Origin of the sequence: Pseudanabaena sp. CCNP1317, assembly GCF_034931345.1 — a bacterium.
Classification (GTDB): domain Bacteria; phylum Cyanobacteriota; class Cyanobacteriia; order Pseudanabaenales; family Pseudanabaenaceae; genus Pseudanabaena; species Pseudanabaena galeata.
The window spans coordinates 107,763-122,543 of record NZ_JAYGIF010000055.1; the positions used below are offsets into that span (position 1 = coordinate 107,763).

At 38.8% G+C, this 14,781-nt stretch carries 13 protein-coding genes; 3 read left to right on the forward strand and 10 right to left on the reverse strand.

Translation table 11 applies throughout. The annotated features are described in order from the left end of the window. Nucleotides 1-18: 18 nt before the first annotated feature. Nucleotides 19-1,047: an ABC transporter permease gene (locus tag VB775_RS10745; protein WP_281005532.1), complete on the reverse strand. Its 1,029-nt coding sequence runs from the start codon at nt 1,045-1,047 to the stop codon at nt 19-21. A 490-nt stretch (nt 1,048-1,537) separates the two neighbouring features. Here VB775_RS10745 and VB775_RS10750 point away from each other — a divergent pair, with 490 nt between their 5' ends. After that, entirely contained in the window at nt 1,538-3,412 is a 1,875-nt protein-coding gene (locus VB775_RS10750; protein ID WP_281005533.1) for an NAD(P)H-quinone oxidoreductase subunit F, read from the forward strand. A 61-nt stretch (nt 3,413-3,473) separates the two neighbouring features. Continuing rightward, complete coding sequence (locus VB775_RS10755; RefSeq protein WP_281005534.1) at nt 3,474-4,997, forward strand: NADH-quinone oxidoreductase subunit M; 1,524 nt, start codon at nt 3,474-3,476, stop codon at nt 4,995-4,997. Nucleotides 4,998-5,159: 162 nt separating this feature from the next. Here the strand turns inward: VB775_RS10755 and VB775_RS10760 are convergent, their stop codons facing one another. The 9 genes from VB775_RS10760 to VB775_RS10800 form a co-directional block, all read right to left on the reverse strand. After that, complete coding sequence (locus tag VB775_RS10760; RefSeq protein WP_281005535.1) at nt 5,160-6,374, reverse strand: glycosyltransferase family 4 protein; 1,215 nt, start codon at nt 6,372-6,374, stop codon at nt 5,160-5,162. Further along, nucleotides 6,371-7,219, reverse strand: a complete 849-nt coding sequence (locus VB775_RS10765; RefSeq protein WP_281005536.1) for a class I SAM-dependent methyltransferase — start codon at nt 7,217-7,219, stop codon at nt 6,371-6,373. The genes VB775_RS10760 and VB775_RS10765 overlap by 4 nt, the downstream gene beginning before the upstream one ends. Then, the gene (locus VB775_RS10770) at nt 7,206-8,123 is read right to left on the reverse strand and encodes a class I SAM-dependent methyltransferase (RefSeq protein WP_281005537.1); all 918 of its coding nucleotides are present in this window, start codon (nt 8,121-8,123) and stop codon (nt 7,206-7,208) included. The genes VB775_RS10765 and VB775_RS10770 overlap by 14 nt, the downstream gene beginning before the upstream one ends. Nucleotides 8,124-8,135: 12 nt before the next feature. Beyond that, a complete protein-coding gene (locus VB775_RS10775; protein ID WP_281005538.1) occupies nt 8,136-9,131 on the reverse strand; it encodes a glycosyltransferase family 2 protein in 996 nt (331 codons plus the stop codon). A 249-nt stretch (nt 9,132-9,380) separates the two neighbouring features. Continuing rightward, complete coding sequence (locus tag VB775_RS10780; protein WP_281005539.1) at nt 9,381-10,385, reverse strand: glycosyltransferase family 2 protein; 1,005 nt, start codon at nt 10,383-10,385, stop codon at nt 9,381-9,383. A gap of 21 nt (nt 10,386-10,406) precedes the next feature. After that, entirely contained in the window at nt 10,407-11,138 is a 732-nt protein-coding gene (locus VB775_RS10785; RefSeq protein WP_281005540.1) for a methyltransferase domain-containing protein, read from the reverse strand. A 2-nt stretch (nt 11,139-11,140) separates the two neighbouring features. Further along, the gene (locus VB775_RS10790; RefSeq protein WP_323216785.1) at nt 11,141-11,827 is read right to left on the reverse strand and encodes a TylF/MycF/NovP-related O-methyltransferase; all 687 of its coding nucleotides are present in this window, start codon (nt 11,825-11,827) and stop codon (nt 11,141-11,143) included. Between the two features lie 23 nt (nt 11,828-11,850). Then, complete coding sequence (locus VB775_RS10795; protein WP_281005541.1) at nt 11,851-13,095, reverse strand: polysaccharide ABC transporter ATP-binding protein; 1,245 nt, start codon at nt 13,093-13,095, stop codon at nt 11,851-11,853. A gap of 98 nt (nt 13,096-13,193) precedes the next feature. Next, nucleotides 13,194-13,736, reverse strand: a complete 543-nt coding sequence (locus VB775_RS10800; protein WP_281005542.1) for a hypothetical protein — start codon at nt 13,734-13,736, stop codon at nt 13,194-13,196. A gap of 150 nt (nt 13,737-13,886) precedes the next feature. Here VB775_RS10800 and VB775_RS10805 point away from each other — a divergent pair, with 150 nt between their 5' ends. Next, nucleotides 13,887-14,681, forward strand: coding sequence for a DevA family ABC transporter ATP-binding protein (locus VB775_RS10805; protein ID WP_281005543.1), 795 nt, complete (start codon nt 13,887-13,889; stop codon nt 14,679-14,681). Nucleotides 14,682-14,781: the final 100 nt, after the last annotated feature.

Genomic DNA, 14,781 nt, shown 5'->3' on the forward strand with positions numbered 1-14,781 from the left:
AGCGACACTTTATAGATTTTATTCCATGTCATCAAGCTTAATGCGCGGATCGACGGCTTTAAGCAATAAGTCACCAATAAGATTGCCGACTACTAACATCAAAGTTCCTAACATTAGCCCAGCCATAACCAGATTCGTATCTTTTTCTTTGGTTGCGTCTAGCAACAACTTGCCTAATCCCGGCCAGCTAAAAAAGAACTCTGTAATAAAGGCTCCACCCAGTAATCCGCCAAACTCAAATCCTAACAATGTAACTAAAGGATTGATGGCATTGCGGAGAGCATGGACATAGATCACCTTATTCTCAGGTAATCCCTTCGCACGTGCTGTTTTGATGTAGTCTTGCCGCAATACATCTAGCAAACTGCCGCGCATAATCCTTTGCAATCCTGCAAAGCTAACCACTGTCAACGTCAAAGTTGGCAAGATCATGTGATGGCTAATATCGAGGAACTTGCCAAAGGGTGAGAGATCGGCAAAATCAATACTAGTCATCCCTCCAACAGGAAACCAACCTGTATTTTGCGCCAACATCAACAATAAGATTGCTAGAACAAAGCTAGGAAAACCTTGTGTCCCATAACTTACTATTTGGATCAGGCGATCGCTCCAAGTATTTTGTTTAACAGCGCTGTAAATACCTAGGGGTATCGCCAAAAACCATGTCGTGAACAAGGACGCAAGCGACATCAGCAATGTATTGCCAGCCCGCTCAACAATTAATGGTGTAACAGGTGCTAAGCCTTGACAACGCACTCCTAAGTCACCACTTAGAGTATTTTGTAACCATAGAAGGTACTGTACTGCTTCAGGCTTATCGTAATTCAGTTGTTTTTCTAACTGTTCAATGGTCTTTTTTGGGGTACTGGGATTGTTTCGCAGATCTGCAAAGCAATTTCCAGGAGACTTCGTGATTGCAAAAAAACTTAAAATTGACACACCCAAAACGACAATAATCGCTTGTCCTAAACGCTTTGCCACAAAACCCGTCGTATCATTAATGATTAAGCGCCAGAAAGAGCGATTTCCTTGATTTGCAGTTGTCATAGCTCAAAGTTGCTTAGTCAATTTGGGTCATTTTCTATGCAGTTATATTAGTCTAAACACTCATCTAGGTAAATAGACGTGAGTTCGGGTGAATTTCAAACCACCTCCTAGATAGGATTCCCTATCTAGGAGCCAAAACAGTAAAAGCCTCGCTTCGCGAGGCTTTTACTGTTTTGGCTTTTAACATTTTGTAGCTTATCCCGCACTCATGTTAACGTCAGTTCGACGAAAGCGAAAAACGGTAAGAATCGCTAAGCGATTCTTACCATTTTTCGTCATTTGCGTCGTGCTTCGCACGACGCAAATGGCTATATCGAACTCACGTTTAGTTAATGATGTCAAGTAACCATATGCATTGAACAAGGGTGCTTAAATCGCTTACTTTTTTATGCCGCTCACTACAGCCTAGAGGTGAAACATTTTGCTGTAGACTTATGGAACAATCGATATATTTTAATATAAACATAGTAAAAACTCTATAGTAGAATCAATGATCCTAGAAACAGCTTGGTTACTTCCTTGCTATGGTTTGCTGGGCGCAGGGCTTACCCTTCCTTGGTCGTTAAGGATAGTACGTCGTACTGGTCCCCGTCCTGCGGCTTACCTAAATATTTTAATGACAGCCCTTGCCTTAGTGCATAGTTGTTGGTTATTAACATCAGTTTGGGGGCAACCTCCTCAACAATTTGAGTTTATATGGTTTCAAACGTTTGATTTAAATATTGCCTGCTCCTTTGAACTCTCCACGATTAGTGCTGGTGCATCAGTGATGATCGCCACCATGAGCTTAATCTCACAGGTCTATGGGTTAGGATCGCTAGAAACTGACTGGGCGATCGCCAGATTTTGTGCCTTAATTGGTTTTTTTGAAGCGGCGATTACAGGGATAGCCTTTAGTGACTCCTTGTTTTTTAGCTATGCTTTACTAGAAATGCTGACCCTCTCCACCTATTTATTAGTAGGATTTTGGTATGCACAGCCCCTAGTAGTCACCGCAGCAAGAGATGCTTTTTGGACAAAGCGGGTTGGTGACTTGTTTTTGTTAATGGCTGTAGTTACACTCGCCAATCTTACGGACAGTCTAAATTTTTCTGATCTAAACTCATGGGCTGCCGCACCACAAACGATCGCCTATTTTGCCGAACATCAACAATTTGGCACTTTATTGGGGCTAGCTCTAATTGCGGGGCCACTAGGTAAATGCGCTCAGTTTCCCTTACATCTCTGGCTTGATGAGGCGATGGAAGGTCCAAACCCAGCGTCGATTTTGCGAAATTCAGTTGTTGTGGGCGCTGGAGCCTATGTGCTGATCAAGTTTCAACCTGTATTGTCTTTGTTTCCTGTCGCTGCGGAAGTCTCGGTGATCATTGGCGCAATTACCGCGATTGGTGCATCGTTAGTAGCGATCGCCCAAATCGATATGAAACGCGCTCTATCCCACTCCACCAGTGCTTACCTCGGTCTAGTTTTCATCGCTGTGGGGATGCAACAACCTGATCTAGCTTTGGGGCTACTCTTTAGTCATGGCATCAGCAAAGCGCTGCTATTCCTAAGTTCAGGTGCGGTGATGATGTCTACCATGACTCAAGATCTCACGGAAATGGGAGGCATTAAAACGCGAATGCCCGCCACCCTAGTCGCCTTCATTGTTGGCTCACTAGGACTAGTAGCGCTGGTTCCCTTTGGAGGATTTTGGACACTCTTACGCTGGGAAGAAACTTTTTGGAATAGTGACCCTTGGCTAATTGCGATCGCCTTATTAGTAAATAGCATTACCGCCTTTGGACTGATGCGCCTATTTGGGCTGGTATTCCTCGGCCCCGTTCAACCTAAAACCCGTCGTGTTCCCGAAGTCGCTTGGCAAGTCGCACTTCCATTAGTCTCACTGACAATCATTACTTTACTTGTTCCCATCTTGCTTCCATCGTGGGACTTTGTAGATATCGACTTAAATACAGTTGATGTTTTGAGTGCGACCGTATTATCAGCTTCAGGCTTATTTGGTTTTGGGGTAGGTGCATACATCTATATCAAGCCCTATTATGGCACTACCACTTCAGTATCTATGCCTCCCAAATTTATTCGCAGTTCATGGAAAGCGGTTCAGGATTTACTTGCCTACGATCTCTATGTGCAGACTATCTATAAATATACGGTGGTCTTAATTGTGGGCGGCGGTTCTAAGGTTTTAGCTTGGATAGATCGCTACTTAGTTGATGGCTCCGTCAATTTTTTGGGATTTGCTTCGATATTTAGTGGCGAGAGTCTGAAATATACGGTGACAGGTCGATTACAGCAGTATGTGCTAACGATCATGATCGGGCTTATTCTGATTGGCTTTGCTGCTTTTTATGGTCTTAATTAAAAACTCAGCGTATGAGGCTCTGAGCTTTTAATTTTTTTAATTATTATTTTTTAAATCAAACATGCTTAGTACATTAGTGTGGGTTCCGATCGCAGGTGCGCTGCTGATCGTTTTACTAGGAGCATTCCTCGACCCTCAAAATTTACGACGAATATCATTAGGAATTGCGATCGCTACCTTTGGTTGGTCGATCTTCTTACTCACTAAATTTGATATTAGTCTTGCCACAATCCAATTAAGTGAATCCATTGTTTGGTTAGATCCCATTGGACTTACCTATCGACTAGGCTTAGATGGTCTGTCTTTTCCTCTAGTTTTACTGAACGGATTGCTACTAATTATCGCCATCTATATTAGCAATGATATTCAACGCCCGCGACTGTATTTCCCATTAATATTAATACTCGGTGGTGGCGTAAATGGGGCTTTTCTTGCTCAAAATCTCCTCCTTTTCTTCCTCTTTTTTGAAGTCGAACTAATTCCCCTCTATCTCTTAATCGCCATTTGGGGCGGTGAAAGACGGGGCTACGCAGCCACTAAATTTTTGATTTATACAGCCATCTCAGGCGTTCTGATCTTATCAGCTTTCTTTGGTATGGCAGTCTTCGGTAGTGCTGATGGAACAGCCTTTACCTTCAACTATCAGGACTTAAATCTCGAAGGCGTATCCAAAACCACCAAAAGAATTTTGCTGGTTTTACTACTCCTCGGATTTGGCATCAAAATTCCGATCGTGCCATTGCATACATGGTTACCTGATGCTCACGTTGAAGCCTCAACCCCAGTCTCCACGTTACTTGCTGGAGTTCTACTTAAACTGGGAACCTACGGTTTATTGCGCTTTGGACTGGGCTTATTGCCAGACGCATGGCAATCGATCGCCCCTTTTCTGGCAGGATGGGCTGTAGTCAGTGTGATCTATGGTTGTCTTACCGCAATTACCCAAACTGATATGAAAAAAATGGTGGCTTATAGTTCCGTTGGACATATGGGCTATATCCTTCTAGCTTTAGCTGCGGCTACGCCCCTCTCCCTAGTAGGCGCAACCTTCCAAATGATTAGTCATGGTCTAATTTCGGCACTGTTATTTATTTTGGTAGGCATTGTTTACAAAAAAACGGGAACCCGCAATATTAATTCTTTGAATGGATTACTCAATCCTGAACGTGGTTTACCGATCACAGGTTCACTGATGATCTTGGCGGCGATGGCAAGCGCAGGCACGCCGGGGATGGTGGGATTTATTGCCGAGTTTGTGATTTTCCGTAGTAGCTTTGCAGTTTTCCCTGTGCAGACACTGCTCTGCATGATAGGCACAGGCTTAACGGCTGTTTATTTTCTAATCATGATCGATCGCGTATTTTTCGGTCGTCTTGCGGTTGAGAAAAGTGTGAACAAACCACCAGTTAGTAGTTTTCCCTTTGCCAAATGGCAAGAAAAATTCCCTGCGATCGCCTTAGCCCTAATCATCGTTTTCTTTGGATTAATCCCCAATTTTGCTACCCAAATAATCGAGAGTTCGGCAAAGGCGATCGCGCCAAATCACACTAAACAAACTCAAGTTGCTTTAGTAGAATCAACTTAACAGTTATTTAACGTGATTTCGATATAGCCATTTGTGTCGTGCTTCGCACGACACAAATGGCAAAAAATGGTAAGAATCGCTAAGCGATTCTTACCATTTTTTGCTTTCGTCGAACTGACGTTTATTTAAAAGGCTTGCTTTGCAAGCCTTTTAAATAACTGTTTACAAAATCTTTTTATATAGATCGATGTAACGTTTTGCTTGTAGTTCTAGAGAATATTCAGCAAGGGCGATCGCCCGACAATTAGCGCTCATTGTTTGCCGTAATTGCTCATCTTCTAGCAACATCACAATACCCTTACAAAAATCCTTAGCATCTTCAGGTTTTGCTAAATAACCAGTGAACATATGTCTCACTAGATCTGGAACACCACCGATATCAAAGGAAACCATTGGAGTTCCACAAGCCATACTTTCTTGTAGTACTAGAGGTAGGTTGTCAGCACGGGTAGGAAAAACAAATAAATCAGATGCCGAATAAGCAATAGACTTTAAGCGATCGCTATAAATATATCCCAAATTAATAGTTCGCATTCCTAATTCAGAGGTAATAGTTTCACTACCATTACCAAAAGTTAAAAGTACTGTTTCAGATTTTAAAAATTGAGGTAATTGTTGCAGAGTCTTTAATAATAAATCTCCTCCTTTTCGTGTGTCTTTAAGACTATCTGCACCAAATAAAAGAACTCTTTTGTTACTAGGAATATCTAAAATAGATTTACATAAAAGTCTATCTACTGGTAGATAAGCATTTGTATCAATACCATAGGGAATTTGGTGAATGGGAAACCCCTTAAGCATACTTTTTTTGGCTTGCTCAGTTAACCAATTACTAGGAGTGACGATTACTAAATTTGATTTACTGTAACTCCAGTCTTTAAGTTTCCATTCAATCCGAGTACTATCGCGATAAATGGCAGGATAGGTATCAGGATGAGGGCATTTGCCACAGCCAAGTTCCCAGCGATCGCAGTCATAGCTATAGGCACAATGTCCAGTAAAACTCCACATATCATGGAGCGTGAAAACTGCGGGTTTAGTTTTAGTTAATGTAGGAATAGCTAAATAGTTAAAGTAACCAGTATGTAAATTATGAAAGTTGAGAAGATCTGCATCTTGATAAAACTTGTGCTTGGGAATATTAAAACTGCTAAAAAGATTAATGTAGTTAAGCCCAGAATACCTTGTCAACCGATTCAGTTGATTTTCAAAACGAGGTTTACGAGGAATAGATGCTATGCGATCGCTATCAGTCTTCACAGTTCCAACCAGCATCCTAGAATCAATCCCTTGTGCTAATAAGCCTTGATGTAGGCGAAATCCTGCGATCGCCGCCCCACCAGAAATATCAGATTGATTGACATGAAGTATCTTCATACTACTGGCTTTACAGCTTCTATATATAGGGAGTCAGGTTTGTAAACAGAACCATCGGGTTCTGTGTCTAAATAAAATTTAGTCCATTCATCAATAAAGCTCTCATATGCATTTCTTTTTGTGATTTCTGCTAGCCCACAATTTTTTAGCAAGATAGATAATGAATAACGATCATACATCCATTGATGAACTTCCCCACTTTGTCGAAATTGACCAATTTTCAGTGCATCTAACTCTGCTGTGCTAAGAATAAGTTTGAGCAGTTCTTGATGACGGTAATCACGATATTTCAATAGACGATAAATATATTTGATCAGTTTTACCATCAAGTTTTCAGTCGTAGGACTTGGCAAATATTTGTATTTTTGAGCAGTAATAATATTTTGAATTTCAACTCCACAACGACTAACTATAAAGTCTTTGCTATACAGATCTTGACGAGAAAGAAAATTAATCATTTCTCCTCCTGTCTGGTTTCTCACAGTTTGATCATACATTTCTAGAAGTACCCATTGGTAATTCTGATCTAATTCCTGAGAATTAATATTAGCTTTTTCTAAGCAATCCAGATAAATTCTCGCTATTTGTTCAAGATCTGGAACTACTATTCGTAAAATTCCTTTTGGGCGTAAAACGCGATAGCACTCCTTTATAAATAGTTCTGCTTCAGCTTTAGGGATATGTTCCAAAACATGAGAATGATAGACTACATCAAATGATTGGTCTTGGAAGGGAATTCCTTGCCTTAAATCATGGGCAATCACAGTCTCACCTGTAGATATAAAGTTAATATTTGTCCAAGATGGATGAAAGCGCTGACCGCAACCAAGATTAAGATATTTCATCTAACTTTTGAAATTGTATATATATACTTTGTCCAGTCAAAAAGTGTCTTAAGCCAGATTTAAGAATATAGCTATAGATATTATTAGTGTAACGATTGAATAAAATCTTAGCCTGTGGGCAGATACTATAAAAGTAATTGCTATACGCATTGATATATCCATTCACATGATATCGAGCTAATGGTTCTTTAATCACTCGTTCCAACTTTATAGGAAAAATATTTTCTAATGATTTAAATGTCAAAATTTCCCATTGAGTCATATGATGAGGTGGCATATCCATCAGGTTATACTGATATTTTAGAAAACTCTGAGCATTTGGTACACATAAAATCAATTTCCCATTAGGCTTTAATATCTGAAGACATAGTTCAATAAATTTTCTAGGTTCGGAGATATGTTCAAGTACTTGAAAACAACAAATTGCATCTTGAGATAAAGGATAAAGTTTTGCAAAGTCATTTAAATCAATGTTTTCAATAGGTAGATTATTACTTTTAGCTACTTTAACTGCGGCTAGATTAAGTTCAATACCTTTAGCATTAATACCTAAGTTTAACGCTGATTCCACAAACGAACCAAATGCACAACCTACTTCTAAGATGTCATTGCAGTCTAATAAATTTTTTAGAGCAACTTTATGTTCCCACTTGTTTGGCATATAAAACCAATCTAATTTTTGCAATTGCTCATAGAGTTTTTCAGAACCAGCAATATCAAATGGGAAGAAAAATCTAAGTTTACTGTCATTGCATTGATATAAATAGATTTCTGGATAGTGGTTTAATTCTTCTGTTATATCGATATCATAAATATTTCTCCAATCATAAATTAACTGATTGGTATTAAATATTTTTAATAAAGTTATATTTTGAGAATAAGTTAAGGGACTGATAGCCATCATAAATACTAGCCTTTAACAACTATTAGGGGTGAGTTTTTTAATTGCCGAAAAATAAAGACCTATTGGATCTTTAAATAAGCGAATAATTCTCTGTTTAGATGTTGCAAGATAAGAACGTAGCCTACCAGAAAAACTATTCGCTTCTTTCATCGCTATTCCCCCAAAAACATGATTAAAAGTATATTCATCAGCTATGCGATCGCGTACTAGGAAAGATGGGTGATAAATTTCACCAATATCTTGAACTGGTATATTAGCAAACTTTGAATCCCATGTAATATGAGTTCCATCACTACGACAACCGATATTTGAGACTAAGTTAACATTTGGCAATACTGTCAGTCCACTATTTTGCCAGCACGTAAAAGTCCAAGGATAAGCCCAAGAATTAGGCTGACCTAATGTGTCTAATCTCTCAAAGATATCACACCAATATTTTATTTCTAACTCACTATCCAGAATGCTTTTTAGATAGTGACCATCTCTAACTGTTTGCCAGTTAGATAGATCGTGATCATAATATTGCCAAGCTCGCCGCCAACTTGCCCAACCCCAGCAGTGGTTATAGTTTGAGAAATAATAGCTTCCATTACCACGCCATTGTCCATTTTGAAAGTTATCGCCACTAATGCACCAGATCCGTTTATCTTCACGATAATATTCCAGTAGCTCTTGACAATATCTAAAAAAGGAAGGATGTGGAAAACAATCATCTTCTAAAATAATTGCCTCCTCCACTTGTTCAAAAACCCAATCTAGTCCGCTACTTACTCGCTTACGACAACCGAGATTTTTATCTGCGTAGTTTCTTAGGACTTCACAATCCCAATCTACCACTTCAGTGACAGCACGAGCTTGCTGACATAGTTCCACTTCTGACTCATTGCGTGCGCTATCGGCTATAACTAAAAGTTTCTTAGGTTTAGCTTGTCGAATCGCCTCAAAAACTTGAGCAGTTAGATCGGGGCGACGGAAGATAAAAAATGCGATCGGGGTTTCACAGTGCATAAATTCGCATCTATAAATTACTTGAGGGAGTCATTCAGAATCAAGAATTTCTATTAAAGAATAAGGGCAAAGGGGGGGATTTGAAAAGATAGCTGGGATTTACGAATTGCGGCACTTTAAGTTTTTAGATAAGCTTTGTCCAGTATTTTTACAGAGTTATTGTAAAGGAAGTTAGACTATAATAGTATATCTAGTCTTGATCTAAAATTATCAATTCCTTCTTATCTCTATAACCCAGAGATGCCTAACTTATAAAAGCTTAAAAGATTTAGCTAAATTAAGAATCTCTTGGGTTCGTTCGGATTTTATAGCCTTGACTATTCCATATAAGCTTCCTATATAGCTTGCGATCTCAAAACTAATTTCATGTTTACGCTTTGGGCGTAATATTTGCTTTATTTTTAACTTGACAAGCCTCTTATGAATTTGTAGCTTTGATGGTAAGTTGTAGTCTTGCTCTTTCTTCTCAGGAAACGATTGATATAGAGCAGGCATATAAGCTGAGGATGTACCGAAATGCAGTCTCGCCATGTATGAAAAATTAGCTTTTGAAATAGGAATTAAATGATTGCACTTGAGTATAGGAATCATCCCTGCCGCAAAGCCTAACTTCATACCTTCCCAGACAATCTGAACATCGCCAGCACTAGAAAGTTGAGTTCCTTTACGGTCATTTGACTGAAGGTTTCCATTCTCTACAGCTTCCAAGTATTTATTTAATATTTTTCTTCTCACTGCAAACCCGGTACCATTTGGATAATACTGCCCCCAATTTGCTGGCTCACAAATATATGCAAAAGGTCGTCTTCGTTGTTGGAATTTTTCTTTGTTATCTAAAAACCATAAATCTACAGCATCCACGTATTCAACTTCTATGTGACCAGGTCCCCAAATTCCCACATTAGGATATTTTTTAAAATATTGGGAAAGTATCTCTAGGTAGTCAGGAGCAGGTTCGTTATCGTCATCAAAAAACACTACTATTGAAGCTAATGTAGCCTTAATTGCAGTACATCTTGCAGCGGTCAATCCCTGTTTTGTTTCAATAATACATTGAGAATTTGGTGCTTCGCACAAAAAATCTCGTACTTCTGAATAAGAATTAAGAGGAGGTGACGAATTATTATCAACAATGATCACATCTACTTTCTCTGTATCTGATTTAATGATTTGTAGCAGTGCATTAAGCAACCTAGCCAATAAACGCAGGTCTGGATTATATGTACAGATAGCGATCGCAAACTGACTTTCCATTGATTATACCTAATTTCTATTTTAGCTAACCAGTACCTTTAATGACTTTATAAACATTTTAATATATGTCTTAGGACTAATTTCTCCATCAATCATCTTTCTATTTATATCCAATTGCCTAATGTAACTCTGATAATAACTTTCATACAAGATAGGATGGACAAGAGGCAATATACGCTCTTCTGTGCCTGCTATTTTTTCATCTTTTTTAGCAACAAATATATTTTGCTTATACCAATATTCAGGAAAGTCGTAGTTCCAGATTATCGGTCTAATTTCGTCGAAACAAGCATAACCATAATTATTAAAAATTTCCTGCCAATATGAAGGCCATTGACAATTTATATGTCCTTGCCCACCTTGATGTGGACATGCAGCAGAAAAGATAATTGTGTTGGAATGAAGAATCAATGAATAGATAAGGTTGACGGCAGATTCTTCAGGTAAATGTTCGGCTACTTCTAAACATATTGCCAAATCAAATTTCTTGTTTAAATCCCATTTTCCTCTCAAATCTTGATAAAAAAAACTTTCTTTTGATACTAAAAAGTTGTCACTTATGACTTCTATCCCATCAACGCCTAAAAAATCTTCGATCCCACATTCGGATATGACTTTCAGCCAAGTTCCTTTACCACAGCCGATATCTAATACACTCTTAGGGTTGTATTTTTTATTGATTATTGGGAATATACGAGAAGGAGCATCTATTAAATGTAAATTTTGAGAATGATCATAATCAATTTTATTCATAATTAAGCTCCTCCTTTTTTTTTGATTACACAAATACCATTAAAAGATTCTATTCTTTCAGTTTTAGATGTTTTGCTCAAAAAATCATGCACAGCTCTACTACATCCGTCCCAAGTATAGTAATCATCTAAGACAATTATTCCTCCTTCTACAACTAAATCAAACAGATTCTCTAAACATGTATAGGTTGATTTATACCAGTCTGCATCAAGACGTAGAAATGCGATTTTCTCGTTAAGTCTAAAATTAGGTAATGTTTCCTCAAACCATCCTTCTTTTAGAAAAAAATTATCAGCTATAGACATTTCCATTGCTTTTTGTGCGTATTCCCTTGGTGCATAGCAATTTTCATAGTAATTTTTAGCACTAGTATTAGATTGCCACCTGATAGCAGCTTCTCCATCAATCGTTTGAGCTTCTGGAAGACCCTGAAAACTGTCGAACAGATAATAGTTCCTATTGTTACCAAGTAAATCAGCTAATCCAGCTATCATACCTCCTCGCCAAACTCCGCATTCAATTATACATCCATCTAGGTTAGAGACTCCTTCGGCAATTAGAAGATTATGTGTGTACGTCCTTTCAGATATCATGGTGAACCGTTGAAACTTAGTATATATTTTTCTAAGTTTTGACAGTTTTTTTTGAGTTCTTAATTTCCCAATTCCGTAGTCTATTAAATTGATCATGTTATAGATAACTTTTTTACAAATTATATTTCTGACGAAAATGAAATTGGGACAATATATCCATGATCTTTTGTGTGGGGATATGTTCTGCCTATTATGGGAGAGTCATTCACTTCAAACAAAGTTACTTCTTTTACCCAGTCAATTGTTTGTGAATTGTGGCTACCCACCCATACTGAGGTTAAGTAATGACCAGGGATTAAAGGAGGAAGTTTAATTATTACTCTTAGAAAATGTAATTTATCTTTATCTGTGATTGACTTTTCAAGTGTTGGTATTGCCTGCATAATGACTATTCCAGAATTATCTGCAATATCAATTGCCAAAAAAGCTGGTTTATGTGAGCTAGTAGATTCAAGCTTTATTTCAAACTCAAGTTCTAAATTAGGCTGCTTTGCCTTGAGAATTGTTTTAACGTAGACGATCATCAATGTGCATTTTTGCATATCTTCAGATCTAGCCCAAGTCATGCCTTGATGTTGTATATTTTCACCCTCATAAATTAAAAGACAGTCAGAAGAACTACCGACTCTTGTAAGCCTACCCTCTCTTAATAGTATTACTGTTGAGCATAGTTTTCTAATAGCAGACACATTATGGCTAACAAATAAGACAGTTCTTCCCTCCTTTTCCGCCACATCCTCCATCTTCCCTAGACATTTTTTTTGAAATATCGCATCTCCTACGGCTAATACTTCATCAACGATCAAAATCTCTGGCTCTAGATGTGCTGCTACTGCAAAAGCCAAGCGTACATACATTCCTGAGGAATAACGCTTAACTGGAGTATCTAAAAAATTTTCTACTTCTGCAAAGGCAACTATTTCGTCAAATTTTTTCTTGATTTCTGATCTATCCATTCCCAAAATTGCGCCGTTAAGATAAATATTCTCGCGACCTGTTAATTCTGGATGGAAACCTGTACCGACTTCTAGGAGACTAGCTACTCTGCCTCTGATGGAGATTTTGCCAGCAGTGGGTTCGGTGATGCGGCTGAGGATTTTGAGGAGAGTGGATTTGCCTGCGCCATTGCGTCCGATAATACCAACGCGATCGCCTTGCTTAATTTCAAAGGATACATCTTTGAGCGCCCAGAACTCCTCACTAAGATCCTCATGCTTTGCTTGGCGATCGCCAGTTAAGCCCTGCCAAAAAGACATGGCTCCATTAGCGATCACATCACGTAAAGCTGTGTAGCGTTCTTGCTTTTGGTGACCGATAATGTACTTCTTACTTAAGTTTTCGACGCGAATTACGACATCAGACATTTGTAAGTTCTTAAATGGTATCGGTAAGAGTTCTGCAATTTAAACTAGATTTTTGACGGTGCGGCGAAGCCGCGCCATCAAAAATCTAGTTTAAAGCCCTATTGACCAGATTTGACGAGTTTTAAAATTGAAGTTCTGAGATTGTGGATAGCTTGAGTATTTTCTTCTTCAGATGTATAGGTATCGTCGTGGGAGTCTTCATGAGCTTCTTGATCTTGATCTTCTGACTTTTGCGCTAGGCGATCGCATAGCTCGTCAAGATGCGATACCAGTGTGACAGGGATATGGGGGACAACTGAGTCAAGGTTAGGATGAGTGGGTAAATCATCGCAGGGACAGCACACAGGAACTCTTGGGCCAATGTCGATGGATGGTACAAGTAAGTTGCAACGGGCGCAAGCAATAATTTCCCATTTATTACTGAGTAAGTCACTAACGGTTTGATTCGTACCGCTTAGATATGCTTCTTGGGCTTTAGTGGTACTAATTTCATCCCAGAGTTGGTTAAATAAAGGTGAGTATTTTTCCCCTTGTACTATCTTGTAGATCCGAACTTGTTCACCTTGAGTAGACAAGCTTACGGTTTTGCCCATCTGCATCCACTGTGCGACATAATTTTTGACTAAGGTTCGTGAGGCCATAATTTTAGAACCTTCAATGAATAATTAAGTAGATTTAACTGCACAGGTAAAATGCACCTGCCATAATAATTAATATAGTCTGAGAGCTTCATTGATAGTTTGAATAAATCCTATAATTTGTTATTTATTTTGCTCACAGGACAATAGCTTATGCTCGATACTTACCTAGATTCTACGCCACAGTCCTTATCCCCCAACTTCGAGCCATCAGTTCAAATCCGCAATTTAAATTTTCATTACGGTGAAGGAGATTTATTTAAGCAGGTTTTATTTGACATCAATCTAGAGATCCGCTCTGGACAAATTGTGATCCTTACGGGACCATCTGGCTCAGGTAAAACCACGCTTCTAACTTTAATAGGGGCTTTAAGGACAATCCAAGATGGTAGTCTGAAAGTTTTGGGTCAGGAACTAAAAGGACTAAACCCTAAAAAATTGGTGCAAATCCGTAAGAATATTGGCTTTATATTTCAGGCGCATAACCTCTTTCATTCTTTGACAGCAAGACAAAATGTGATGATGTCAACGGATCTATTTACCCATGAGGGTGGTAATGCGATGGCAGCGAATAAAGCGGCGGAAATTTTGACGCAGCTTGGGCTAGGAGAAAGAGTTGACTATAAGCCCCATGCTCTATCGGGTGGACAAAAACAACGGGTGGCGATCGCAAGGGCTTTGGTCAATCGTCCTAGTTTAATCCTTGCCGATGAGCCAACGGCGGCTCTAGATAAAAAATCTGGGCGCGATGTGGTGACTTTGATGCAAAAAATGGCTAAGGAGGAAAACATCACTATTTTGATGGTGACCCATGACAACCGTATTCTTGATGTTGCCGATCGCATTATTAACTTGGTGGATGGCAATTTAGAATCTGACAATGTGATGAATGATTTTCTGGCGAATCGTGATGCTTCAGGTGTTGATTCACGTACATTTATGCTGTAGATAAGTATGGTTGGAGCTTTGCGCCAACCATACTTATCTGAAATTATTGAAAGCAGCGCTTTCAATAATTTAAATAGGCTGTAACTAATTTATTTGGAGT